The following is a 24945-nucleotide window of genomic DNA, read 5'->3' on the forward strand; positions in this document are numbered from 1 at the left end:
CGATGCCGAATTGAAAACGCCGGCTGACCGCGAAGGTCAGCCGGCGTTTTCGTGTCTGGTGCTGACCAGGATCAGTCCATCTCGGACACTTCCAGCGTCGATTGCACCATAGAGCCGTTATAGGTGCCGACCCAGATGTCGTAGCGGCCGCTCTGCGGATTGGTGATCGTGACCTTGGGATCCAGGTCGCCGCCGCTGTCGTCGTCGCAATAGAAGCGCCCGTTCGGCGTATTGATCAGCAGGGTGGTGTCCTCCTCCGCCCGCACGCGGAACGTCAGGTCCGCATCGCTGGGCTCGAAGAAGATCTGGATGTCCGGCGCCGCGCTGACCGAGCCTTCGCAGCCCGACTTGGCGGCCGAGGCGGGCGACGAGCCGCCGGCCAGGATCGACTTGATCCACGGGTCGGGCGTAAAGCCGCCGCGCAGATTGGCCGTGCCGTAGTTGGGCTCCAGACTGATGTCCGGACCGCCACTCGAATCGTCGCCATCCATGCCGACGCGCTCTGTGACCGACAGGGTCGAATCGACCATGCTGTCGCCATAGGTTCCGACCCAGATATCGTAACGGCCGCTTTGGGGGCCGTCGATCGTGACCTCGGGATCCAGATCTCCGCCGCTGTCGTCGTCGCAATACCAGTCGCCGCCCGGCGTGTTGACCAGCAGCGTCGTATCCTCCGACGCCACGGCCTTGAACGTCAGGTCCAGCGCGCCTGCCTCATAAGTAACCTGATAATCGGGCGCGGCGCTGACATTGCCCTCGCAGCCGGACTTGGCGCGAGAGGCCGGAATCGAGCCGCCTGCGCGTATGGCCTTGGTGTGGGGATCGGGCTCGAACCCGACCGAGAGGTTCACCGTGCCGTAGTTGGGATCCAGGTTGAAGTCGGGCCTAGCTTCGCCCTTCTGCGCCAGGCTGACGCCCGGCGCGAACAGGACCGAGGCGGCGGCGACGATGGCGATGGATTTCATGAGCGCTCCCTCCAGCAGCGGCGAACCGCCGCAGGGGCAGACTAGTCGGTTTCAAATAACCGCGCAGCTTGAAAGACGGATCAGAAGCGGCGCTTGCCCGACACCGTCTCGAAGAACAGGCGGAAGTCGCCCATCAGGCTCCACAGCGGATATTTGAACGTCGCGGGCCGGTTCTTCTCGAAGAAGAAATGCCCCACCCAGGCGAACCCGTATCCGATCAACGGCATGGCCAGCAGCCACCAGGGGTTCTGCGTCGCCACGAAGACCCCGAACGCCAGGATCACCAGTCCGGTGCCGACGACGTGGATGCGTCGGCACGTCCGGTTCGAATGCTCGTGGATGTAATAGGGATAGAAGGCCTCGAACGAGGCGTATCGTTCTTGGGGCGCCGACGGTGTGCTCATGGGCGAAGGGTGCGCCAGCACGGCATGGGTGGCAAGAGCAGCCCCACACTGTCGTCATCCTAGGCCTTGTGCCTAGGATCCAGACTCCCGGTATTGAAAGTGGCGCAAAATGGCAGACACCGGGAGTCTGGATCCTCGCCACAAGGGCGAAGATGACGGACTAATCTTTGGACGTGTAACGCCTCAGCCCTTCGGCTTGCCCTTGAAGCCGTCCTTCTTGAAGTTCGGCTTGCCTTGGAAGGCCTTCTTGGCGAACGGCTTGTCGGCCGCGGCGTTCGAGCGCGGGTTGCCGCCCCCGTCCGCCTTGGGCGTCCAGGGCTTCTTGAAGGCGGGACGGGCATCGCCCGCGCCGCCGTCGGCGCGCTTGTAAGGGGTCTTCTTGAAGGGACGATCACCCTCGTCGCGGTTCGGCTTGCCCGAGAAGCGGCCGGCCTTCATCGAACCCGGCGTCGGGGCTTCCGACGGGGTGATCTTCACCTCGTCCTTGGACGCGGCGACGGCTTCGCGGAAAGCCTTCTCGTGGGTCTTGGCGACCTCGAACCGGGTCTCGTCGGGGAAGGTGCGGATGGCGCCGATCTGGGGCTTGGTGATGCCGCCGATGCGGCAGATCAGCGGGATCAGCCATTTGGGGTCGGCGTTCTTGTTGCGGCCCACGTCCAGGCGGAACCAGACCACGTCGTCCGAGCCCAGGCGGTCGCCGGGCCAGGGCTGGGCGGCCGTGCCGTCTTCGTTGCGCACGGTGCGCTCGCGCTTGAGGGGGCTGCGATCCGAGCCCGGATCGGACAGTTCTTCCGGCGCCGGCTGCTCCTTGCGCAGCAGGCGCACCAGGGCGGCGGCGATCTCGTCGGGCGTGCGCTCGGCGATCATCCGCTTGGCGACGATCATGTCCTCGTCGGTGACTTCGGCCTCGAAGAACTCGGGCGACAGCAGGCGGCCTTCGTCGGCCTTGCGGATTTCGTCGAAGGTCGGCGCGCCGGACCAGACGGCGTCGATGCCGGCGTCGTCCATCAGGCGCTCGGCCTTGCGGCGACGCGAATGCGGCACCAGCATCACGGAGACGCCCTTCTTGCCCGCCCGGCCCGTCCGGCCCGAACGGTGCAGCAGGCCGGCGCGGTTCATCGGCAGTTCGGCGTGGATGACCAGACCCAGGTCGGGCAGGTCCAGACCGCGTGCGGCCACGTCGGTGGCGACGCAGACGCGGGCGCGGCCGTCACGCAGCGCCTGAAGCGCGTCGGTGCGTTCGCGCTGGCCCATCTCGCCCGACAGGGACACGGTCGAGAAGCCGCGTTCCAGCAGCGAGGCCTGGAGGTGACGCACGCTGTCCCGCGTCGAGCAGAAGACCATGGCGCGCGGCATCTCGAACCAGCGCAGGGTGTTGACCACCGCGTGTTCGATCTCGTTGGGGGCGATGCGATAGGCGCGGTATTCGATGTCGGCGTGCTGGCGCGACTTGTCGGTCGCGTCGATGCGGACCGCGTCCTTCTGGTAGCGCTTGGCCAGGGTCGCGATCTCGCGCGCGATGGTGGCCGAGAACAGCAGGGTGCGGCGTTCGGCCGGCGCCTGGTCCAAGATGTGCTCCAGGTCCTCGCGGAAGCCCATGTCCAGCATCTCGTCGGCCTCGTCCAGCACGGCGACCTTCAGCTCGGACAGGTCCAGGTTGCCCCGGTCGATGTGGTCTTTCAGGCGGCCTGGCGTGCCGACGACGATGTGGACGCCGAAGCTCAGGGCGCGGGCTTCACGGCGGGCATCCATGCCGCCGACGCAGGTGGCGATCTTGGCGCCGGAGTCGGCGTACAGCCACGTCAGCTCGGCCGCGACCTGAATGGCCAGTTCACGCGTCGGCGCAATGGCCAGGCACAGGGGCGCGCCGCCGGGGCCGAAGATCGGTTCGTCGCCCAGCAGGGTCGGCGCAGCGGCCAGGCCGAAGGCGACGGTCTTGCCCGACCCCGTCTGGGCCGAGACCAGCAGGTCGCGGCCGGCGTATTCGGCTTCAAGAACCGCGGCCTGAACCGGGGTGGGTTCGGCATAGCCCTTTTTGATCAGGGCGCGGTCGAGCGCGGGATGGACGGCGGGAAAGGGCATAGGGAACCTGGGCAAACGGACAAGGGCGGTCGCCGAAACGACCGCGCCCGGCCGAGGTCAGACCTCAGGCCGGGCGAATGATGGCGCTCTATACACGAATAAGGGCGCAAGCGGGGCGGAAAACGCCGTTCACCCTGTTCCTTCAGGCGGTGTTGACCTGAAAGACGCAGTCTGGAGACCGAACGCACCTCGTCTGGACTCTAGCCATGCAAGCCCTGTCGATCGCCGCCGCCGGAATGACCAGCGCCCAGAACCGGTTCGATAACAGCGCGCGCCGCACCGCGACCGCGCCGCTGGATAACCTTGCCGAGGAAACCGTCGAACGCATCCAGGCCAAGACCGCCTTCAGCGCCAACGCCGCCGTCGCCCGCACGGCCGACGACATGACCGGGACATTGCTGGACATCCTGGCCTGATACTCGTTGTCAGGCGGCCGCCTTCTCCGGCAGGTTGAAGAAGTCCACGAACCGGTCGAACACGGCCCTGTCGCCGGTCAGGGTCATCATCCCATCCGCCTCGAACGCAGCCGGCGGAACCTTGCCATAGACGCAAGCGGCGACCAGCGGCGGCTGGGTCGTCAGCACGACATCGGCGCCTTCCGTCGCGTCGCGGCGCGTGGTGATGACCCCGCCTTTGATGCGAACGACGAACGGCTCGTCACCGAAGATGAAGCCCAGGCTCATCGTCGCATCGCCGGCGAGGGCCGGGTCGAACATCGTCTCGAACGACATCATGATCGACACCGCGCTGATCGGCAGGGTCGGATCGTGCGACGGCGACCGCGCAGCCCAGCCCCCCAGCACGATGAAGACCTGTTTGATCTCATAGCCCCAGTCGGTCAGCTCATAGACCTGGACCGAGGCGGGCGGCGGCAGCTTGCGGCGACGCAGGATGCCCGACGCCTCCAGCCCCTCCAGCCGCTGGGTCAGCACATTGGCCGATATGCCGCACAGATCCTTTCTCAGATCACCGAACCTGCGCGGCCCCATCATCAGCTCGCGCACCACCAGCAAAGCCCAACGCTCTCCGATCAGATCCAGCCCGTGGGCGGCCCCGCAGGCGTCGTGATATTTGCGTCCGGCCTTTTCGGTTACTTTTTCTAACTTCATAGTTGACTATCATAATCATCGAGGGCAGGTTTCGCAAACAACAAGGAGAGGAAACGCCATGCCCCAGCTGATTTTCATCAACCTGCCCGTCACCGACCTCGACCGTTCGGTCGCCTTCTATGAAGCTGTCGGCGCGACCAAGAACCCGATGTTCAGCGACGACACGGCCGCCTGCATGGTGCTGTCCGACGTGATCCACGTCATGCTGCTGACCCATGACAAATGGCGCACCTTCACCGACCGCCAGATCCCCGACGCCCACGCCTCGGCCCAGGTCCTGCTGTGCCTGTCACGCGACAGCCGCGAGGCGGTCGATACGGTCGTCGCCCAAGCCGGCGGCGCCGGCGGTGTGATCGACCCCAATGCGACCCAGGACTACGGCTTCATGTACGGCCGCAGCTACGCCGACCCCGACGGCCATATCTGGGAAGTCATGTGGATGGACCCCGCCGCCGCCACCGCCGGCCCCGAAGCTTTCGCCGCCGACCTCTGAACACCCTCACCCAAAGGAGACGACCGATGACCTATGTGACCGGCTTCCTGACCCCCGTGAAATCCGAGGACAAGGCGCGCTACGTCAAGTCCGCCGAGGCCTCCTGGCCCCTGTTCCAGAAATACGGAGCCCTGTCCCAGGTCGAGACCTGGGGCGAGGACGTGCCCGACGGCAAGCTGACCAGCTTTCCCATGGCGGTGAAACTGGAGGACGGCGAGGTCGTCGTCTTTTCCTGGGTGACCTGGCCCGACCGCGCCACCGCCGACGCCTGTTTCGGCAAGATGCAGGACGACCCCGACTTTGCGAACATGGACATGCCCTTCGACGGCAAGCGCATGATGTGGGGCGGTTTCGACGTCGTGTTCGACGGCAAGGCCTGACCCAACTCCTGCCGCCCGGGCGGCCGTGTCCGAACTCAAATCCTTCCGACGCATTGTCATGGATCGAGGAGAAACGACATGGCCGCTCGCCCCACCTGGCAAGGACATCTGAAGCTGTCGCTGGTCACCTGTCCGGTGGCCCTCTACACGGCGACGACCAGCACGAACGACGTGCGGTTTCACCTGATCAATCCCGACACCAACAACCGCATCCGCATGGTGCCGACCGACCCAGACACCGGCCCGGTCGAGCGCAGCGATCTGGTGCGCGGCTATGAGGTGTCCAAGGACGAATACGTCCTGTTCGACGACGCCGACTTCGACAAGGTGAAGCTGGAAAGCACCAAGACCATCTCCATCGACAAGTTCGTCGACGAGACCGAGATCGACCGCCTCTACTGGGACGATCCCTTCTTCGTGGTCCCCGAAAAGGGCGCGGGCGTCGAGGCCTTCGCCGTCATCCGCGACGCCATGGCCAAACAGGGCAAGGTCGCCCTGGGCTGCCTGGTCCTGCGCGGCAAGGAGCGTCAGCTGGCCCTGGAGGTCCGGGGCAAGGGCCTGATCGCCTACACATTGCGCGCCCACGACGAGGTGCGCGATGCCGACGACTATTTCGACGATATCCCGACGGTGAAGGCCGACCCCGACATGGTCGAGATCGCCGCCCGCATCATCGGCCAGAAGGAGGCGGACTTCGATCCGTCCGACTTCAAGGACGGCTACGACGACGCCCTGCGCGCCATGATCAAGACCAAGTCCAAGGGCGGCAAGGGCGTGGTCGATGTCGCCGAACCGGACGACACCAATGTCATCGACCTGATGGCAGCGCTGCGCAACAGCCTGAAGGGTTCGGCGACGGGGGCGAAGAAACCGGCCGCCAAGAAGTCGCCGGCGAAGAAGGCTGCGCCGAAGAAGAAGACCGCCGCCTAGGCGCCTTCTCGCCTTGCTGAAAATGCGCCCTCGCCCGCAAGGGGAGAGGGCGCAGGATCATGCCCGCAGCTTGCCGCCCTGCTTCTCCACCGCCGCCACGACCTTGGCGGTCAGGGCCTCGATCTCGGCCTCGGTCAGGGTCGCCTCGCGGGGTTGGATGACGACTTCCAGGGCGACGGACTTGAAGCCCTCGTCCACGCCTTTGCCGCGATAGACGTCGAAGACGCGGACCTCGGCGATCAGGGCCTTGCCGGCGCCGGCTGCGGCCCGGACCAGGTCGCCGACCGGCTTGGCGTCCTCGACCACGAAGGCGAAGTCGCGGGTCAGGGGCATCAGGGACGACAGGTCGGCGGAACCGCGCGCCTTGCCGGATTTGCCACGCGGTTCGGGGACATTGTCGAGCACGACCTCGAAGGCCAGGATCGGACCGTCGGCGTCCAGGCTTTTAAGCACGCGCGGGTGCAGTTCGCCGAACTCGACCATCACGTTCTTGGGGCCCAGTTGCAGCCGGGCCGAACGGCCAGGGTGCCACCAGTCGCGGTTCTGGCCTTGCATTAGTTGCAGGGAGGCGACCGGCGCGCCGATCTCCTCCAGCAGGGTGGTCAGATCGGCCTTCAGCGCGAACAGGGCGTCCTCGCCGCTTCCAGCCCAGTGCCGGGCGGCATGCGGGGCGACCAGGGCGGCGATGACCGTGCGCTGATCGCCTGGACCATCGCCCAGATAGATGGGGCCGATCTCGAACAGGGCCGCGTCATCGAAGCCGCGGGCGGCGTTCCTCGCCGCCGCCTGGATCAGGTTCGGCAGGGCCGAGGGCCGCATGCAGTCCAGATCGGCCGCGATGGGGTTCTCCAGCACCAGACGATCATCGCCGCCGCCGAACAGGACGGCGGTCGACTGTTTGGTGAAGGACCAGGTGACGGCCTCGGCGTATCCCAGGGCCGCAAGCGCCCGGCGCGCCGTTCGGACGCGGGCCTGGCTGGGGCTCAGCACGCCGCCGGCGGGGCGGGCGACCTCGGGCAGGGGGGTGTCGGGCAGGCTGTCGAAGCCCTCGATCCGCGCCACCTCTTCCACCAGATCGGCCCGGCCCTCGACGTCGCGCCGCCACGGCGGCGGGGTCACGGTCCAGGGCTCGGCCTGATCGGCGGGGCCGGCGGTGACCTTGAAGCCGAGCTGGCCCAGGATGGTCCCGATCCGGTCGTCGGCCAGGTCCATGCCGCTGAGCCGCTTCACATAGGCGGGGTCGAAGGCGAAGGGCGCGGGGCTGGCCGGGGGTTCGCCGACGAAGACGATCTCGGACGGCTCGCCGCCGCACAGGTCCAGGATCAGGCGGGTGGCCAGCTCCAGCCCCGGCGTGACCGAGACCGGATCGACGCCGCGCGCGAATCGATACTGGGCGTCGGAATGGATGCCGAGCGCACGGCCTGTCTGGGCGATGACCAGCGGATCGAACCAGGCGCTTTCGACGAAGACGTCGGTGGTTGTCTCGTCACAGCCGGTGCTCTCCCCGCCCATGACGCCGCCCAGGCCGATGGGGCGCTCGCCTCCGGCGTCGGCGATGACGCAGTCGGTGGCGGCGGCCGTATAGGTCTTGCCGTCCAGGGCGATCAGATGCTCGTGCTCGCCGCCTTCGATGTGAGCCGTCTCGGCCGAGACCTGGCCCGCGCGCACGACGATCTCGGTCCCGACCAGCTTGGCCACGTCATAGACGTGCAGCGGGCGGGCGCGGTCATAGGCGATCAGATTGGTCACATCAACCAGCCGGTTGATCGAACGCAGGCCGATGGCGGTCAGGCGTTTCTGCAGCCAGGCCGGCGACGGGCCGTTCTTCACGCCCCGGATCACCCGGCCGGCGAAGACCGGGCACATTTCGGGCGCGTCCAGCCGCACGGTGATCGGCGACGGGAAGGCCCCGCGCACCACGGCGATGTCGAAATGCTTCAGCTTGCCGACGCTGGCGGCGGCCAGATCCCGCGCGATGCCGGCGACGCCCAGCCAGTCGGGCCGGTTCGGCGTGACCTCGAAATCGATGACGGGTTCCGCGCCGAACAGGCCGGCGACCGGCGTCCCAACAGGGATTTCCGGCGGCAGCTCCTGAATGCCGTCGCTCTCGTCCGACAGCTCAAGCTCCGAGGCCGAGCACAGCATGCCGTTCGACACCACGCCGCGCACCGGCTTCTCGACCAGGGTCACGCCCAGGCCGGGCACATAGGCGCCGATGGGGGCGTAGATGGTGGTCAGGCCCGCCCGGGCGTTCGGTGCGCCGCAGACGATCTCCTTCAGCCCGTCGACGGTCTCGACCTGGCAGACCTGCAGCCGGTCGGCGTTGGGGTGACGTTCCGCCGACAGGATCTTGGCCACGGTGAAGGGCGCAAGCTTGGCGGCCGGGTCGATGACCTCCTCGACCTCCAGCCCGGCCATGGTCATGGCCTCGGCGATCCGATGCACGTCCGCCTCGGTTTCGAGGTGATCCTTCAGCCAGGACAGGGTGAACTTCATGAGGGTCTCAGGCCTTGGGCTTGTCGGTCAGGGCGCCGACCTGGGCGATGAATTCGGGTGTGCCGGTGAAACCGACCCCGTAGAATTCGCAGCCGATGAAATGGCAGTCGCGCATCGGGATCGTACCGATGGCCTTGTCGCCGACGGGGCTGAGCAGCAGGTTCTGAATCCCGCCGCGGCTGTCGCCGAAATTGGTGTCGGTGAAGGTGACGCCGTTCGACACCAGGATCACCGCCGGCCCCTGGAACCGGCAGCCGGTGAAGGTGCGTCCCTCGACCAGCGGAACGCCCTTTGCGGAGGCGGCCGAGTACAGTTCGTACAGGATGATGTCGACGTTCTCGAACGTCGCGGCGTTCAGATCCGGCGCGTCGACCAAGGGGCGAGCGATGGGCAGGATGGATTTCATGCCGATCGCCCCTGGCTCAGAACGGCCTCGAAATTCTTCAGGAATTCCGGCGCGCCGGTGAAGCCGACCGCGAAGAATTTGCAGCGGCGGAAGGCGCAGTTCCGAAAGCCGATCGCCCCGATGACCTTCTCAGGCCCAACGGGCGCCAGCAGCAGATTGCGAATGTCGCCGCCGGAATAGCCCATGTCGCAGGCGTCGAACTCGCAACCGCCGGCCGCCAGCAGAACGGCCGGTCCCTCGATGCGACAGTCCGTGAAGGTCCTGTTCTCGATCAGGCTTTGACCGGCCGCCATAGTCTCCGCGATCAACTGCGGCAGCCAGATGTTCGCCTTGTCGTAGATCGGGCCTTCGCCGATCCGTTTGAAGGCGATGGTGTCTTGCGCGTCAGTCATGGTCAGCTCAGGCCCGAGGCCGGATTGGGGGCGGCGAAGGCCGAGAAGCCGTAGTGCGACAGCCAACGGGTGTCGGCGTCGAACATGGGGCGCAGGTCGGGCACGCCGTATTTCAGCATGGCCAGACGATCCACACCCATGCCGAAGGCGAAGCCCTGGTATTCGTCCGGGTCGATGCCGCAGTTCCTCAGCACATTGGGATGCACCATCCCGCAGCCGAGGATTTCCAGCCAGTCGTCGCCGGTGTTGAACACCAGTTTTCCACCCGACCGGTCGCACCGGATGTCCATCTCGGCCGAGGGTTCGGTGAAGGGGAAATGGTGCGGACGGAACCGCGCCTGCACCTCGTCCAGCTCGAAGAAGCGGGCGATGAAGGTCTGAAGCGTGGTCTTCAGATGGCCCATATGGATGTCCCGGTCGATCACCAGGCCTTCGATCTGGTGAAACATCGGCGTGTGGGTGGCGTCCGAATCCTTACGGAAGGTGCGGCCCGGGGCGATGATGCGGATCGGCGGCTTTTGCGACATCATGGTGCGGACCTGCACCGGGCTGGTGTGGGTCCTCAGCACCTTGCGCTCGCCCGTCTCGGGATCCGGCTTCAGGAAGAAGGTGTCGTGCATCTCCCGCGCCGGGTGTTTGGGCGGGAAGTTCAGGGCGGTGAAGTTGTGGAAGTCGTCCTCGATGTCGGGGCCTTCGGCGACCGCGAAACCCATCTCGGCGAACAGGGCGATCATCTCGTCCATCACCTGCATGGTCGGGTGGACGCCGCCCTTGCGACGCGGCCGGGCCGGCAGGGTCAGGTCGACCCGCTCGGCCTGAAGCCGGGCGTCCAGTTCGGCGGCCTCCAGTTCGGCCTTGCGCGCGGCAATGGCGGAGGCGACGCGGTCGCGCAGGCCGTTGATCATCGGCCCCTGTTCGCGGCGTTCGTCGGGGCTCATGGCCCCCATCCCCTTCAGCAGGCCGGAGACGGAGCCGGACTTGCCCAGGGCGGCGACGCGCACCTCTTCCAGGACGGCGACGCTGTCGGCCCCGCCGATGGCGTTGATCAGGTCGAGTTCGAGTGTGGCGAGATCGGTCATTTGCCCCGTGCCTTAGCGTCCTCGGGCGCGTTCGTCACCCTTCAAGGCGATGCAGCGACCGTCTGACGGCTTGCGCCGGACCAGGCGTTTCCGTCCGCCGTCGGAACAACTGTCCGAAACCCGCCGCGAAAGGTTCATGAACGGCAAAGCTGGCGTTAAATATCAGCCGCTAAGCAGGCCTCCGAACGGGTGGGGGCCTTGATGCCGCGTATCGGTGACTTCGTTGATTTGATCGCGCCGGTGGCGCCGTCCACGCCAGGCGCGGATGTGTTCGAGCGGTTCCAGACCGAGCCCAACACCCTGGCCCTGGCCGTGGTGGACGACGACGGCCGCCCGGTCGGCATCATCGAGCGCAACGCCTTTACCCTGCGGATGGCGGCGGAGTTCGGGCGCGCCCTCTATGCCAGAAAACCCGCCGAAAGCTTGATGGACCGCAACGCCCCCGTGGCCGACGCAGCGACCAGCGCGGAGGCCTTCTTCCAGGCCTATGGGGCGGCGGAACTGGGCGCACTTTTGAGCGGCTTCGTCGTGGTGGCCGACGGCCGCTACGTCGGCGTCGGCACGGCGCTTCAGGTCGTTCAGGCCGGGGCGGCGCTTCACCGCCAGCGCGCCGAGGAGATGAGCGCCCTGGCGCGCGACCTGGCCCTGGCCGAGGCGGAGGCCGTGGCCTCCAGTCGGGCCAAGTCAGAGTTCCTGGCGGTGATGAGCCACGAGATCCGCACGCCCCTTAACGGGGTGCTGGGCGTCGCCGCCCTGATGGACAAGAAGCTGGAACAGGAAGAACTGCGCCCCTACGTCCGCACCGTCATCGATTCGGGCCAGAGCCTGCTGCGGCTGCTGACCGACGCGCTGGACATGTCGCGCGCCTCGGCCGGCATGCTGACCCTGGAGGAAGAGCCGCTGAACCTGTCGGCCGTCGCCTTCGACATCGACGCCCTGTGGCGGGCGCGCGCGGAAGAAAAGGCGTTGGCCCTGACCGTCCGCACCGACTTCGAATCCAGCCCCTGGGTCCGGGCGGACGGCATGCGGATCAAACAACTGCTGAACAACCTGGTCGGCAACGCCCTGAAATTCACCCAGTCCGGCGGGGTGGTCGCCACCCTGGCCAGTCGGATGACCCGAGACGGGCTCAGGATCGAACTGACGGTGGACGACAGCGGTCCCGGCGTGCCCGAGGCGGCGGCGGCGACCATTTTCGACCCCTTCAACATCGGCAAGGCCGGGCGCGAGGGCGCCGGGGCCGGCCTGGGCCTGGCCATCTGCCGCCAGATCGCCGAGCGTATGGACGGAACCATCGGCCTCAGCGTATCGCCGCTTGGCGGGGCGCGGTTCCAAGTCGTCCTGCCCCTGAGCGCCTGCGCGTCGGACGAGGCGGACGCAACCCCGCCTATGGCCGAGCCGACGCCGCACGAGACGCTTCATGTGCTGGTCGTCGACGACAACCCCACCAACCGTTTCGTCGCCGGCAAGCTGTTGGAGATGTTCGACTGCACTGCGGAGATGGCCGAGAACGGCCGCGAGGCGCTGGAGGCCGTTCAGAACCGGCGCTTCGACCTGGTGCTGATGGACATCAAGATGCCGGTCATGGACGGGGTCGCCGCGACCCGCGCCATCCGCGCCCTGCCCGGCCCGGCCTCGCGCCTGCCCATCCTGGCCCTGACCGCCAACGCCGACGAGCGCGACGAACTGGACTATATCGCCGCCGGCATGAACGGCGTGGCGCAAAAGCCGATCCAGCCCGACGCCCTGTTGAACGCCATCCGCCTGGTTCTGGCCGGCGCCGAAGCCGAGGCCGAGGCCGAGGCTGACCGCTTGACTGAGGCCGCCGCCGCCTGAACCCACCGGCCCAAACGAAGAACGCCCGCCCCGGAAAACCGGAACGGGCGTCATTTCTTGTGCGCTACGCTCGCGACGCGGTCGCTCGCGGCTTGAGCGCGGCCCTTAAGCCGAAACCCCTAAGCGAGGGCGGCGCGGACCTTTTCGGCGACGGCCTTGAAGCCGGTCGGGTCGGCGGCGATCGAGGCCAGAACCTTGCGGTCCAGTTCGATGCCGGCCTTGTTCAGGCCGTTGATGAACTGGCTGTAGGTGAAGCCTTCCAGACGGGCGGCGGCGTTGATGCGCTGGATCCACAGGGCGCGGAAGTTGCGCTTCTTGGTGCGACGGTCGCGATAGGCGTATTGCCCGGCGCGGTCGACGGCGGCCTTGGCCGTACGGATGGTGTTCTTGCGGCGGCCGGAGAAGCCCTTGGCCTGCTCCAGAACCTTCTTGTGCTTGGCGTGCGAGGTTACGCCACGTTTTACGCGAGCCATGTCGCTATTCCTTCAAATTCTTTGGGATGGAGATCAGTCGTACAGCGCGCGCCGATCAGGCGTACGGCATGTAGGATTTGATCTTCTTGGCGTCGGCGTCGGCCATGACCTTGGTGCCGCGGTTCTGGCGGATGTATTTCGAGTTGTGGCTGATCAAGCGGTGACGCTTGCCTGCAACGCCCGACTTCACCTTGCCGGTGGCCGTGAATTTGAAGCGCTTCTTGGCGCCTGACTTCGTCTTCAGTTTCGGCATTTCAGTCTCCTTTTTGGAGGGCTACCGCCCTTCGGGCTGCTTGAGCCGTGGGGAGGTGGTCTTCCAGAGTTTAAGAACCGCCCAGGCATGCCTGTTCGCCCGGCGGTTCGGCACGCGAAGGCGCGGCTTGTAGGCGAAGACGCCTGCCGACGCAAGACGTGAGTCAGGACAAGGACTTGGGGGCCATTTCGTCGGCGGCCTTGCCCCGCCGGATCGCCCGTCCGGCGTTGATCGCCATGATCGCCGCCGGGATGGTCAGCAGCGCCCCGGCCAGGAAGGGCCAGTCGTGCCCCAGGCCGGAAAACAGCGCGCCCGCGATCATCGGCCCGAAGATGCGCGCCACCGAACTGGAGGCCATGTTCAGCCCCAGCATGGCCCCCTGCCGGTCAGGCGGCGAAGCGCGGCTGATCATGGCCGAGATATTGGGCATGGCCATGGACATGCCGCACGCGCCCAGCGCCATGACCATCGGAATGACCCAGCCCTGAACGATGGGAATGGACAGGGCGCCCAACTCCAGCCGGGTCGCCGGGAACCAGGCGACGGGCGCCAGAACCTGCAGCACCAGCGAGCTTCCGAACAGCAGCATGCCGACCGCCAGCACGCGCGATTCGCCGAACCGCCGCGCCAGCTTTCCGGCGAAGAACCCCTGGTTCAGGGTCGAGACGATGCCCACGATCATGAAGCTGAGCCCCACTTCGCGCGCGCCCCAAGCGTAACGGCTCTCGGCCCACAGGCCGAACACGCTCTCCATCGCCGAAAACCCGGCCATATAGATCAGGGTCACCACCAGCACCCGCGACACCACATCGTTGTCGCGCGCATCCTTCAGCCCCGCCAGGAAGGCCGGGCGCGGCGTGGCGGGATCGGCCTTGGCCCGGCTCTCGCGCAGGAAGACGATCACCCCCACCGCCGCCACGGCCGCCAGGGCCGCCGCCAGGAAGATCGGCAGCTGGTATCCCAGACGCCCCAGCTGCGGCTGGGTCAGCAGCCCGCCCAGACCCGGCCCGACGATGAAGCCCAGGCCGAACGCGGCCCCGATCAGCCCCATCCGCCCCGCCCGCTGTTCCGGCGGCGTCACATCGGCGACATAGCCCTGGACCGTCGAGATATTGCCCGCCCCCAGACCGGTGAACAGCCGCACCGCGATCGCCAGCCAGATATTGGGCACGAAGGCCAGCATCAGATAACCCAGCGCATTGGCGATCAGGGTGATCAGCAGCACGGGCTTGCGCCCGATCCGATCCGACAGCCGCCCCCAGAACGGCTCGGCGAAGAACTGACCCAGCGAATAGGCCGAGAACATCAGCGTAATCTGCCACGCCTCGGCCTGCAGGCTCTGGGCGAAGAAGGGCAGCAGCGGCACCACCAGCCCGAACCCGACCAGATTGATGAAAACCGTGGCGAACAACACGGCCAGCGCGGGGGTCTTGAGCTTGGGCGGTGTCGTCGGCGATGCGGTCATCTCGAACGCTTAGCGCGACGCATCGTCGCTAGCGAGGCGGATTGTTCGCCTCCAAAAACCGCACGGTCTCGCGCAGCATCTGCTGGCGGGTGTCAGCGCGCGACAGCCAGTGATCCTCGCCCGCAAGCTCGATCAGTTCGACCGGCTTTCCGGCCCGGCGCATCGCCTCGGCCATGACGCGGCTTTGTTCGATGGGGACCACCGTGTCGTCGCGGCCGTGGATCAACAACAACGGCGCCTCGACCGTTGTGGCCAGATGTGCGGGCGACAGCGCGTCCAGCGCCCGATCGTTGAAGCGAGCCGCCCCCATGAAGCGGTTCCAGTAACGGACTGTCTGATTGTTGCGCCCGCCCTCCTGCCGCGCCTCCCAGTTCACCATGCGGCGCAGGTCGGAGACGCCGGACACCGCCACGCCGCAGCGATAGACGCCCTTGTCCAGCGTCAGTCCCGCCATGGCGGCATAACCGCCGTAGCTGGCCCCGACGACGCAGACCCGGTCGGGATCTACGATGCCCTGCTCGGTCAGCCAGCGCACGCCGTCGGACAGGTCCGTCTGCATCTTGCGGCCCCACTCGCCGTATCCCGCTTCAAGGAAGGCGCGGCTGTAGCCCGTCGAACCCCGGAAATTGGCCTGAAGCACCGCATAGCCGCGGGACGCCAGAGCCTGGGCCCACCAATCGAACCCCATCACATCGCGTGAGGCCGGCCCCCCATGAGCCAACACCACCAGCGGCAGCTTCGACGGATCATCCACACCGGGCGGCAGCGTCAGATAGCCGGAAATCTCCAGCCCGTCCTCCGCCGCGTACTGGATCTGGCGCACGGCCCCGACCTGTTCCGCTGCAATTTCGGGGTAGGACTGGGCCAGGATTTCGGCGACGCCACGGTCGAAGCTCACCAGCTGGTACAGGCCGGACTCATTCTTGTCGGTAAAGACAAGGGCCATGGTCTGGTCCTCGTTCCAGGAGACCAGGCGCGGCGCCTTGTCCACGAACGCGCGCGCGATGGCCCTCCACCGCCGAGCGGCCTCCGGCTCCAGGAACTCATACCGGGTTCCGTCCTCTTCCTCGCGCGATGCGCCCAAAAGAAGCCGGGTCGCCGAGTGGTGGATCAGGTTGTCGGGGTGATGTTCGAAAGGCAGGCGGGTCCATTCGCCGGTGTCCACATTCACCTCGAACATGACGGCTGGCGTCTCTCCATCAAGATCCTGCTGCGCCAGATCGGGACGATCCGCGCCGATCACTATCGTGCGTGGCGTACGGCCCATGCCGTAGAAGGCGGGCGTATCGACCGGCGCATCGACGCTCCAGGCTCCATAAAAACCACGACCGCGCGGCAGCATCAGCGTCCAACGCCCGCTTCGTTCGACATAGCGGGCCATGGCGATGACCTCGCCCTGGCCGTCCACCACATAGTCGGTCGTCTCCCGGGTCATGATCTTCACGGGACGACCTCGACCGGTCTTCAGGTCGATCTGATGCAGATTGATCTGACCGTTGGCGAGATTGACGCCCCGCGCGAACAGCACCTCTCCCTCTGGAGTCCTGCGGATCGAGGGCCAGCCGTAGAGCACCGCCAGGACATCCGGCGTGTTGCTCAGCACCTGAACCAGCTTCTTCTTTTCGAGATCGACGATCTGACCGAAGTAGAGTTCCGAAAGGGGCACGCCCAGCGTCGGAATGCTCCGGCTCTGGGACGTGATCACCAGAACCCTGCCCTCGCCGATCCAGCGCAGGTCTCGCACCTTGATCTCGCCGACCGTGGCGGTGAAGACGAGTTCCCCCGTCGCCATGTTTGTAACGACGATAGCGCGCGTTTCGCCCACGACTGCGATCAGGGCGATCAAATCGCCGCTTGGCGACAGCTCCATCAGTTCCACGGCTGGAGAGGCGCTATAGGCCTCCAGCGGAGGCGGAGCGTTTTGCGCCTGGATCTGGGCTTGGGCTTGGGCGCCGGAAACGAAAGCGCCGCCCAGGGCGACGACGCTCAACACGGTCAGGATCAATCCCGACAGAACAGACTTCAGCATGAACTTCCCCACCCTAAGGCAAAGCTCAACCAGAAGACGCGCACGGACGCAAGCGGCGGATGCGCCAACGAAAAACGCCCCGGTCCTGCGACCGGGGCGTTTCGTATTCAGCGATGGATCGCGATCAGCGCGGGGCCAGGATCATGATCATCTGGCGGCCTTCCATCTTGGGCGAGAACTCGACCTTGGCGATTTCGTCGAAATCGGCCTGGACCTTGTTCAGCAGCTTCATGCCCAGTTCGGGGTGCGCCATCTCGCGACCACGGAAGCGAAGGGTCACCTTGACCTTGTCGCCCTCGTCGAAGAAGCGGTGCATGGCCTTGGTCTTCACCTCGTAGTCGTGGGTGTCGATGTTGGGGCGCAGCTTGATTTCCTTGAGCTCGACGACCTTCTGGCGCTTGCGCTGCTCGGCCTTCTTCTTCTGCTCCTGGAAACGGTGCTTGCCGTAATCGAGGATCTTGACCACCGGCGGCTCGGAGGTGGAGACGATCTCGACCAGGTCCATCCCGGCTTCTTCGGCGGCTTCGAGCGCGGAAGAGGTGGGCATGACGCCCTGTTTCTCGCCGTTCTGGTCGATGAGCAGAACGCGAGGGGCGCGGATATCCTGGTTCATACGCGGCCCGTCTTTCACGGGTGGCGCTTGCATGGGACGGCGAATGGGCGTCGTTTCCTTATGTGGTCAGAGAAGGCGTGTGTCTTGATAAGCGGAATGGCGCAGCGTGCGCCACGTTCCCCTCAAGGCCGCAATATGCGCCCGGAAGGCCGGTTTTTCAAGGCTTCACGGGCGCGGCGCCGATATAGGCGTCGTGCAGCGCCAGCACCGCCTCGAAGACGTGATCCACGCTCAAATCCTCGATGGGCGCGAACTGGCCGCGCGTCTCGTTCGACGCCGCCGTGCGCGTCTTCGGACCCCAGGGACCATACAGCCACCACTCGGTCGGACCGAACAAACCCAGCGTCGGCCGCCCCAGCGCCGCCGAGACGTGCATCAGGCCTGAGTCATTGCCGACGAACAGATCGGCCCGGTCGATGGCGGCGGCCGAGGCCAGGATGTCGCCCTTGCCGACGAAGTCGATGCCGCGCGGTCCGGCGGCCTCCAGCGCAGGCGTCGCCGGCGGCCGGTCGCCCGGCCCGCCCACCGGCATGAACCGCCATCCGTCGAAACGCGGTTCGGCCTTCAACTTCTCGACCAGGGCGCCCCAGCGGTCGGCGGGCCAGCTCTTGCCCGGCTGATGCGCGATGGGGGCGAGCGCAATGATCCGGCCGGGACCGGCGCCGCCCACCAGCTGCGGATCGATGACGGCGGCGGCCTCAGACCGCGCCTGATCGTCCAGGAAGATTTCGGGGTCCAGCGGCGTCGGCGACCCCATCAGGCGCGACACCATCTCGACCTTGCGCAGGCCGGTCTCCCACGAGCGATTATAGACCACACGCCGTTTCGCCGGGACCAGATAGCTCAGCGCCGAACCCCGGATGTCGATGACCAGGTCCCAGCGCGTGCCGACGACCTGTTTCCACAGGTCGAGCCAGTGACCGGCCATCTTCTTCTTGTCGAGCACGATGGTGCGCACCACGCCCGGCGCATGGCGGAAGAAGGGCGCGGGCGGCCGGCCGCAGGCGACGGTGATCTGCGCCCCCGGAACCTGGCGCGCGATCTCACGGATCACCCCCGAAGAGATGACGCAGTCGCCGATGCGGTTGGAGGTGACGAACAGAACTTGGGGCGCGGACATGGGCCTGTGTTCCGCCATCGCGCGTCGCGGTCAAGGGTGACGGCGGCGGAAAGTCCGGGCAGAACGGCGGCCATGACCGACATCCAGCACCTGTCCCGCCCCGACGGGGAAACCCTCGCCTTCCGCCACATCGAGGGCGACGGCCCGACCATCATCTGGATCGGCGGCTTCCGCTCGGACATGGAGGGGACCAAGGCCCTGGCGCTGGAGGCGGCCGCACGCGACCGCGGCTGGTCCTACGTCCGCTACGACCATTTCGCCCACGGCCAGTCGTCGGGCGACTGGCGCCGGGCGACCATCGGCCGCTGGCGCGAGGACGCCATCGCCCTGATCGACAGCCTGTCCGGCCCGGTCATCCCCGTCGGCTCGTCGATGGGCGGCTGGATCTCGCTGCTGGCGACGCTGGCGCGACCCGAACGGATCAAGGGGCTGGTCCTGATCAATCCGGCCCAGGACTTCACAGAACGGCTGATGTGGCCCGGCCTGGCCGACCACGAGCGCCAGGCCATCCTGCGCGAGGGCGAGACCCTGATCGTCGAGGAGGGGCTGGGCGAATACGTCCTGACGCGGCGCATGTTCGAGGAGGCGCGCGACTGGCTGCTGCTGGACGGCGTGATCGATATCGCCGCGCCGGTCCATGTCCTGCAAGGCCGCGCCGACGACGTGGTGCCGTGGCGGCATCAGATCGAGCTGATCGAGCGGCTGACCGCCGGCGGCGTGCGCCTGGACCTGATCGAAGGCGGCGACCACCGGCTTTCAATGCCGACCGATCTGGACCGACTGGTGGAGGCGGTAGAGGCGATGCGGAGCTAAATCCTCCCCCGTTTACGGGGGAGGGGGACCGCGAAGCGGTGGAGGGGGCGAACGCGTGTTCGGTGTCGAACGGCCGGCGCCCTGCGCGCGCCGCCCCCTCCACCATGCTTCGCATGGTCCCCCTCCCCCGCTGACGCAGGGGAGGATCGGGTCAGCCCCTACCTGTCAGCGCCCCATACAGATCCGTCCGCCGATCCCGGAAGAAGCCCCAGGCCGCGCGGTATTTGTCCAACTCATCCAGGTCGAAGCGGTGGACCAGCACCCCCTCCTCCTCGGCGCCCAGGCTCTCGACCAGATCGCCGCGTTGGTCGGCGATGAAGGAATGGCCGTAGAAGGTCTGGCCCGCCTCCGTCACCGTCTCATGCCCGATCCGGTTGGCGCCGACGACCGGAACCGCGTTGGACACCGCGTGCCCTTGCATGGCCCGCCGCCAGGGCTGAGCCGTGTGCAGGCTCGCGTCATGCGGCTCGGTGCCGATAGCGGTCGGATACATCAGCACGTCGGCGCCCATCAGCATCATGGCCCGCGCGGCTTCCGGGAACCACTGGTCCCAGCAGATGCCGACCCCGACCTTGCCGAACCGGGTGTTCCAGACCTTGAAGCCCGTGTCGCCCGGCCGGAAATAATACTTCTCCTGATAGCCGGGACCGTCGGGGATATGGCTCTTGCGATAGATCCCCAGGGCCTCGCCATCGGCGTCCAGCATGACCAGCGAGTTGTAATACTGCGGCCCGTCCTTCTCGAAGATCGACACGGGAATGGCCACGCCGAGCTCTTTCGCCACGGGCGACATGGCCGTGACGCACGGATGCTCGCGCCATTCATAGGCCTGGGTGAACCAGTGCTCTTCCTGAGAGACGCAGAAATACGGCCCCTGGAACAGTTCCGACGGCAGGATCACCTGCGCGCCCTTGCCCGCCGCCTCGCGCACGAAGTCGATGGTCTTCTTGATGTTCGCCTGCATGTCCTCGCCATACGAGGTCTGGATGCCGGCGACGGTGATGTTGCGGGTCATGCGGGCTCCTGCTGGGAGATGCAGTGGAACGAGCCGCCGCCAGTCAGGATGGCTTTGGACGGCAGAGGGATGATCTCGCGATCAGGGAAGGCTTCCCTCAAAGCCTTGCAGGCCATGTCGGCTGCCCGGTCGTCGCCATAGGTCGGCACCACCACCGCGCCGTTTGCGATCAGGAAGTTCATGTGGCTGGCCGGGATCGGGCGTTCGTCCTCGTCCAGCACTAACCCAGGCGACGGGATCCTCAGCACACGGATCTTGCGGCCCGCTGCATCCGTCATGCCCGACAGATCCCGCGCCACGGCGTCATAGACCTCGGCGTTGGGGTCTTTGCGACCCCAGGCGACCGGGCAGGCCACCACGCCCGGCGCCACGAACCGCGCCAGGTTGTCGACGTGGCCGTCGGTGTGGTCGTTCAGCAGGCCGTCGCCCAGCCAAAGCACGGCCTTGGCCCCGATGGCGGTCTCCAGCGCGGCGGTCGCGACCGCCTCGTCCTGGTTCCAGGCCGGGTTCCGGTTTGGGTTCAGCAGGCACTGGCGCGTGGTCAGCACCGTCCCCTCCCCGTCATGATCCAGCGACCCGCCTTCCATGACGAAGTCGTTCCACGTCAGGGCCACGCCCGAATGTTCGCCGATCTGACCGGCGACCAGATCGTCGCCCGGCATGTCATATTTCCCGCCCCAGCCGTTGAACCGGAACGCCGCCGCCGTCTTCGATCCCGCGCCGAAGATCGGCCCGGTGTCGCGCAGCCAGATGTCGCCGAACTCGCCGGCCACGACCTCGACGTTCTCCACCCCGGCGAAGCGCGCCTGGGCGTCCGCCAGAACCTCGGCCTTGCCCACCATCAGCTTGACCTGTTCACGCCCCGGCCCGGCCAGAGCCCGCACCAGCCCCTCGACCTCGTCCTGCGCCTGTTCCAGCGCCTCGAACCAGTATTCGGCATGGCTGGGCCACCCCACCCACATGGCGCGGTGCGGAGCCCACTCTGCGGGGATGGCGGCAGGGATGGGAGCGGTCATCGGAGCGGTCATGAGGGCGGCCTCATCGGGGCGAAACACGGAGCCGCGCCATATGGCCCCAACCGCCCCCGACTTCAACGGCGCGCGGCCCAAAGAAAAAGGGCGGCCCGCGAACGGACCGCCCTTCCTTCTTGTCGATGACGTTCGCTTAGAACTTGTAGCGGACGCCGATCTTGGCCTGCCAGACCGACGAGGTGTTCACCGAAGACGAAGTGTCCTGGGCGATGCCATCGTACTGGTAGAAGTTGCCTACGCCGGCGGCGCAGGCTGCAGACGCCCGTTGGCAATTCCGCGCCGTGATGTCCGTGGAATAGTAGGGGAAGCCCAGTTGCTGGATCACGCCCCACTCGTCGTTCAACATATTGCCGATGTTTTCGATGTCGGCATACAGCGACAGACGCGCGCCACCGGGGAAGAAGGCCGGCAGTTCCTGTTCGATATGCAGGTCGAAGGTCGTCACGTTCGGCGACTTGAAGGCGTTCCGTGGCGAGATTTGGCCCGCGTAGGAGTTCAGCCCGGTGCGCTGCAGGTATTGGTTGAACGCTGCAAAGTCGAAGTTGGCGGCGTAGCGGATGATCGGGTCGCTGGTAGCCGTGACCTGACCCGAAGAGTCGGCCAGGGGCACGTAGAACAGGCCGCGTTGCTGCGAAGAAATTTCGCCGAAGAGCGTGTTCACGCCAGTGCCGTAGGCATAGCTGAAGTTCAGACCCGAGCGATGCTGACCGAACAGGTTGATGCGGGTCATGTAGTCGCCGAAGAAGGCGCGGCTGTAGCTGAGGTTCAGCTTGAACGCGTCCTCGATCTCGTAGTTGGAGTCCGACAGAGCGATGTTGTTGGGATCGACGACCGCGACCTGCTGGTAGTTCGACAGAGCCACCGAAGACGTGCCCGGGTTGCGCTCGGTCGAGTCCAGGTAGGTGTAGGACAAGTTGAAGCCCAGGCCGCGAGCCCAGCCGTCATACCAATCCTTGCTCAGCGAGATGGCGAACTGGTCCGTCTCGCCGCCAGTGGTGTTGGTCAGCATCAGCACCGGCTGTGTGAACGGCGTGGCGGTGTCGTTGAAGAAGGTCGGACGACCGTCGGGCGCGTTCACGCCCTGCTGACGCGCCAGATTCAGATCGACCCAGGCCACGGCCTTGTCGATTTCCGAGTGGACGTATTCAGCGCGAACCGTCCAGCCTTCACCCGCACCGAAGCGGCTCAAATCGAATGTCTGAACGGCGCCCAGCGACGTCTTCCAGATCGACGGCGTCTCGAAGGTCGGGTCGATGATGTTGATCAGACCCGTGCCGCGGTTGGCGCTGGTGGTGACGCGGTCCTGTGCGACCTGGGCGACGTTGAAGCCGTCCACGTTGTCCAGAGCGGCCAATTCCGCTGCCGAGCACACCGGGAAGCCGGTGGCGAAGTTCGAGGCGTAGCCGGCGCGCTTGCACTGGAAGGTGCCCAGCAGGTTGCCCGTATTGGTGTAGTTGTTGGACACCCACACGTTCGGCGAACCGCCCTGGAAGCGACCGAAGCCACCGTAGATGGTCAGGCCGTCGTTGGCGCGCCAGTTGAAGCCGAAGCGCGGCTGCAGGACGTTAATGCCGTCGATGTTGTTGTTGCTGGCGAAGCCGTAGGTGCTTTCGAACAGCGGATTGGCCAGCGGCTTGTCGTCGGACTCGTACCAGTCGTAACGCAGACCGGCATTGAGGGTCAGGCTCGGGGTGATCTGCCATTCGTCTTGGAAGAACAGGGTGTTCAGCGCGTAGCCGAACGAAGCCCCGGCGTCGTTCTTGTTGTTCGAGGCGGCGTTCTGATAACCGATCGAAGAGGCGCGGCCAGCTTGGTAATCGGCAAGCGAGGCGAACTCGTACTCGGCGTTCGCGAACTGCACGAACAGGTTGAAGATCTCGGTTTCTTCACGCTCGTAGCCGAAGGTGAAGTTGTGACCGCCATCGGCGCGATAGGTGCCGACCGCGCGATACTGGTTGACGTCGTTCGTCAGGGAGTTGGCGTGACGCGAACGCTCCGGACCGAAGCGGATCGAGCGGCGCGGCGCCGGGCCGCCCGGGTTGTCCAGATAGACCTGGAAGGCGGCGAAGTCCGAACCGGCGAGGTTGGAGGAGATGTTCTCGACTTCCTTGCGCGAGAACGCAAACTCGGTCGAGAAGCGATCGGTCCAGTCCGAGAACAGCTGAGCCTTGTAGGTCACCAGGTTCGATTCGAGCGTGTAGGCCGACGACAGCAGGCCGACGCTGGGATAGGTTCCGCTGGTGGAGGTGTTGTTCAGGCTGAGAATACCGCCCTTGGTCTGCTGGTAGGAAACGGCGGCGCGGTGACGGTCGTTGATGTTCCAGTCCAGCTTGGCGAAGTATTTCTCGTCCTGCGTCGTCAGCTCGTTGGCGATCGCATCGAGCGGATCATAGCCGTAGACGTCCTGGGCGATCTGACGAACCTGATCGACCTGAGCCTGGGTGATGCCCGCGACTTCGACCGCTGCGCCCGAGCCTTCGGGACCGGTCAGCACCGGTTGCGTCGCTTCGAACTTCTCGTAGTTCAGCAGGAAGAACAGCTTGTCCTTGATGATCGGGCCAGCAAGCGTGGCGCCCCAGGTCGTTTCTTCGAACTCCGAGCTCGACAGGTCGACGTTGCGGCGCGTCCCCGTCTGGAAGTCGTCGAAGCTGAAGGTGTCGCCCTGCATGTCCTGATCGGTCTTCTCGTAGAAGGCCTCGCCGTGGAACTCGTTGGTGCCGGACTTGGTCACCGAGTTGATCACGCCGCCCTGGAACGATCCGTACTGGACGTCATAAGGAGCGACATCGACGCTGACGGCTTCCAGAACGGAAACCGAGATCGGCGAGCGCACGGTCGGGTAGCCGCTTGGGGCCAGGCCGAAGTCGTCGCCCTGACGAATGCCGTCCACGAGGAAGGCGTTCATCCTGTTGCTCTGACCACCGATCGACAGGGCGTCGTTGTTCGAAGGATCGACGGTCGCGAAAGGCGTGGTGCGAACGAAATCGCGGATGTCGCGGCTGACGCTCGGCAGGGTCTCGATGTCGGCCAGGCCGATATTGGAGCGCGGCGAGGTCCGCAGGCCGCCGCCGGCGACGCCGGTCACGACGATGTCGCCCAGATCCGATGCGCCGCTAGCTTCCGAGCCGGCGATGACCAGTTCGACCGACGTGGCCGTGCCGATGCCGATCGAAGCCACCTGGCTGACCGCTTCACCGGCGCTGGACGCCGAGCGGACGATGAAGGGGCCGCCGACGCGCAGGTTGCGCGCCGAGAACTGGCCGTTCAAATCCGTGACCGTCGTCGACACCGTGCCGGTCGGCACGTGGGTCACGCTGACGGTGGCGCCCGCAACAGGCGAGCCTGCTGCGTCGTAGACGCCGCCGGAAATCGCGCCGGTCGTTTCTTGAGCGAAGACGGCCGTCGAGGCGGACATCATGATGGCGACGGCCGAAGCGCCGTAAGCCAGTTTCCGGAAGGTCATTTAGCTATCCCCAGCTGGTGGACCGAAAATGGTCGAGGACATGTTCAAGCCATGTCGCAATCCAGCCCCCTCTAGGGCGCATGTTGAACCTTGGGACG

At 66.2% G+C, this 24945-nt stretch carries 23 protein-coding genes; 6 read left to right on the plus strand and 17 right to left on the minus strand.

The genetic code is table 11. The features are described from left to right. Nucleotides 1-71: 71 nt before the first annotated feature. The 3 genes from ACP69V_RS00335 to ACP69V_RS00345 all read right to left on the minus strand — a co-directional run bounded on the left by ACP69V_RS00335 (nucleotide 72) and on the right by ACP69V_RS00345 (nucleotide 3451). Nucleotides 72-965: a hypothetical protein gene (locus tag ACP69V_RS00335; RefSeq protein WP_426022184.1), complete on the minus strand. Its 894-nt coding sequence runs from the start codon at nucleotides 963-965 to the stop codon at nucleotides 72-74. An 80-nt stretch (nucleotides 966-1045) separates the two neighbouring features. Continuing rightward, complete coding sequence (locus ACP69V_RS00340; RefSeq protein WP_426022185.1) at nucleotides 1046-1369, minus strand: Mpo1-like protein; 324 nt, start codon at nucleotides 1367-1369, stop codon at nucleotides 1046-1048. Nucleotides 1370-1552: 183 nt separating this feature from the next. Then, complete coding sequence (locus ACP69V_RS00345) at nucleotides 1553-3451, minus strand: DEAD/DEAH box helicase (RefSeq protein WP_426022186.1); 1899 nt, start codon at nucleotides 3449-3451, stop codon at nucleotides 1553-1555. Between the two features lie 206 nt (nucleotides 3452-3657). Here ACP69V_RS00345 and ACP69V_RS00350 point away from each other — a divergent pair, with 206 nt between their 5' ends. Beyond that, nucleotides 3658-3867 carry a flagellar basal body rod C-terminal domain-containing protein gene (locus ACP69V_RS00350; protein WP_426022187.1) on the plus strand — a complete coding sequence of 70 codons (210 nt, stop codon included), beginning with the start codon at nucleotides 3658-3660 and terminating at the stop codon, nucleotides 3865-3867. A 9-nt stretch (nucleotides 3868-3876) separates the two neighbouring features. On the opposite strand, the gene ACP69V_RS00355 is transcribed toward ACP69V_RS00350, so the two are convergent. Further along, nucleotides 3877-4560, minus strand: coding sequence for a winged helix-turn-helix transcriptional regulator (locus ACP69V_RS00355; protein ID WP_426022188.1), 684 nt, complete (start codon nucleotides 4558-4560; stop codon nucleotides 3877-3879). A 58-nt stretch (nucleotides 4561-4618) separates the two neighbouring features. Between ACP69V_RS00355 and ACP69V_RS00360 the strand changes: the two genes are divergently transcribed. From ACP69V_RS00360 to ACP69V_RS00370, 3 genes are all read left to right on the plus strand, one after another. Next, entirely contained in the window at nucleotides 4619-5053 is a 435-nt protein-coding gene (locus ACP69V_RS00360) for a VOC family protein (RefSeq protein WP_426022189.1), read from the plus strand. Between the two features lie 26 nt (nucleotides 5054-5079). Beyond that, the gene (locus ACP69V_RS00365; RefSeq protein WP_346494708.1) at nucleotides 5080-5433 is read left to right on the plus strand and encodes a DUF1428 domain-containing protein; all 354 of its coding nucleotides are present in this window, start codon (nucleotides 5080-5082) and stop codon (nucleotides 5431-5433) included. A gap of 78 nt (nucleotides 5434-5511) precedes the next feature. Then, the gene (locus ACP69V_RS00370; protein WP_426022190.1) at nucleotides 5512-6363 is read left to right on the plus strand and encodes a Ku protein; all 852 of its coding nucleotides are present in this window, start codon (nucleotides 5512-5514) and stop codon (nucleotides 6361-6363) included. Between the two features lie 57 nt (nucleotides 6364-6420). Here ACP69V_RS00370 and pheT read toward each other — a convergent pair whose 3' ends face one another. Genes pheT through pheS form a run of 4 tightly spaced genes read right to left on the minus strand, consistent with a single transcriptional unit; the run spans nucleotide 6421 to nucleotide 10736 of the window. Next, a complete protein-coding gene (gene pheT, locus ACP69V_RS00375) occupies nucleotides 6421-8859 on the minus strand; it encodes a phenylalanine--tRNA ligase subunit beta (RefSeq protein WP_426022191.1) in 2439 nt (812 codons plus the stop codon). Nucleotides 8860-8866: 7 nt separating this feature from the next. Further along, a complete protein-coding gene (locus ACP69V_RS00380; RefSeq protein ID WP_426022192.1) occupies nucleotides 8867-9265 on the minus strand; it encodes a hypothetical protein in 399 nt (132 codons plus the stop codon). Then, nucleotides 9262-9657, minus strand: a complete 396-nt coding sequence (locus tag ACP69V_RS00385; protein ID WP_426022193.1) for a hypothetical protein — start codon at nucleotides 9655-9657, stop codon at nucleotides 9262-9264. Before ACP69V_RS00385 ends, ACP69V_RS00380 begins: the two co-directional genes overlap by 4 nt. A gap of 2 nt (nucleotides 9658-9659) precedes the next feature. Beyond that, nucleotides 9660-10736, minus strand: coding sequence for a phenylalanine--tRNA ligase subunit alpha (gene pheS / locus ACP69V_RS00390; RefSeq protein WP_426022194.1), 1077 nt, complete (start codon nucleotides 10734-10736; stop codon nucleotides 9660-9662). Between the two features lie 201 nt (nucleotides 10737-10937). On the opposite strand from pheS, the gene ACP69V_RS00395 reads away from it, so the two are divergent. Next, nucleotides 10938-12572 carry a response regulator gene (locus tag ACP69V_RS00395; RefSeq protein WP_426022195.1) on the plus strand — a complete coding sequence of 545 codons (1635 nt, stop codon included), beginning with the start codon at nucleotides 10938-10940 and terminating at the stop codon, nucleotides 12570-12572. Between the two features lie 119 nt (nucleotides 12573-12691). Here the strand turns inward: ACP69V_RS00395 and rplT are convergent, their stop codons facing one another. The 6 genes from rplT to ACP69V_RS00425 all read right to left on the minus strand — a co-directional run bounded on the left by rplT (nucleotide 12692) and on the right by ACP69V_RS00425 (nucleotide 18525). Then, entirely contained in the window at nucleotides 12692-13045 is a 354-nt protein-coding gene (gene rplT / locus ACP69V_RS00400; RefSeq protein WP_135193771.1) for a 50S ribosomal protein L20, read from the minus strand. A 55-nt stretch (nucleotides 13046-13100) separates the two neighbouring features. Further along, a complete protein-coding gene (rpmI, locus tag ACP69V_RS00405) occupies nucleotides 13101-13298 on the minus strand; it encodes a 50S ribosomal protein L35 (protein ID WP_135193772.1) in 198 nt (65 codons plus the stop codon). Between the two features lie 163 nt (nucleotides 13299-13461). Beyond that, nucleotides 13462-14763, minus strand: coding sequence for an MFS transporter (locus ACP69V_RS00410; RefSeq protein WP_426022196.1), 1302 nt, complete (start codon nucleotides 14761-14763; stop codon nucleotides 13462-13464). A 28-nt stretch (nucleotides 14764-14791) separates the two neighbouring features. Further along, on the minus strand, nucleotides 14792-16792 hold the full coding sequence (locus tag ACP69V_RS00415; protein WP_426022197.1) for an alpha/beta hydrolase family protein: 2001 nt from the start codon (nucleotides 16790-16792) through the stop codon (nucleotides 14792-14794). Nucleotides 16793-16916: 124 nt separating this feature from the next. Beyond that, nucleotides 16917-17438, minus strand: a complete 522-nt coding sequence (gene infC / locus ACP69V_RS00420) for a translation initiation factor IF-3 (protein WP_135193774.1) — start codon at nucleotides 17436-17438, stop codon at nucleotides 16917-16919. Between the two features lie 124 nt (nucleotides 17439-17562). Next, on the minus strand, nucleotides 17563-18525 hold the full coding sequence (locus tag ACP69V_RS00425) for a glycosyltransferase family 9 protein (RefSeq protein WP_426022198.1): 963 nt from the start codon (nucleotides 18523-18525) through the stop codon (nucleotides 17563-17565). 72 nt (nucleotides 18526-18597) lie between these two features. Between ACP69V_RS00425 and ACP69V_RS00430 the strand changes: the two genes are divergently transcribed. Beyond that, on the plus strand, nucleotides 18598-19338 hold the full coding sequence (locus tag ACP69V_RS00430) for an alpha/beta fold hydrolase (RefSeq protein ID WP_426022199.1): 741 nt from the start codon (nucleotides 18598-18600) through the stop codon (nucleotides 19336-19338). 151 nt (nucleotides 19339-19489) lie between these two features. Here ACP69V_RS00430 and aguB read toward each other — a convergent pair whose 3' ends face one another. The 3 genes from aguB to ACP69V_RS00445 all read right to left on the minus strand — a co-directional run bounded on the left by aguB (nucleotide 19490) and on the right by ACP69V_RS00445 (nucleotide 24847). Beyond that, nucleotides 19490-20353, minus strand: a complete 864-nt coding sequence (aguB, locus tag ACP69V_RS00435; protein ID WP_426022200.1) for an N-carbamoylputrescine amidase — start codon at nucleotides 20351-20353, stop codon at nucleotides 19490-19492. Next, nucleotides 20350-21369, minus strand: coding sequence for an agmatine deiminase family protein (locus tag ACP69V_RS00440; RefSeq protein WP_426022201.1), 1020 nt, complete (start codon nucleotides 21367-21369; stop codon nucleotides 20350-20352). Before ACP69V_RS00440 ends, aguB begins: the two co-directional genes overlap by 4 nt. Before the next feature lie 148 nt (nucleotides 21370-21517). After that, nucleotides 21518-24847, minus strand: coding sequence for a TonB-dependent receptor (locus ACP69V_RS00445; protein WP_426022202.1), 3330 nt, complete (start codon nucleotides 24845-24847; stop codon nucleotides 21518-21520). Nucleotides 24848-24945: the final 98 nt, after the last annotated feature.

It is taken from the genome of Brevundimonas sp. PWP3-1b1, assembly GCF_049896065.1.
Classification (GTDB): Bacteria; Pseudomonadota; Alphaproteobacteria; order Caulobacterales; family Caulobacteraceae; genus Brevundimonas; species Brevundimonas intermedia_B.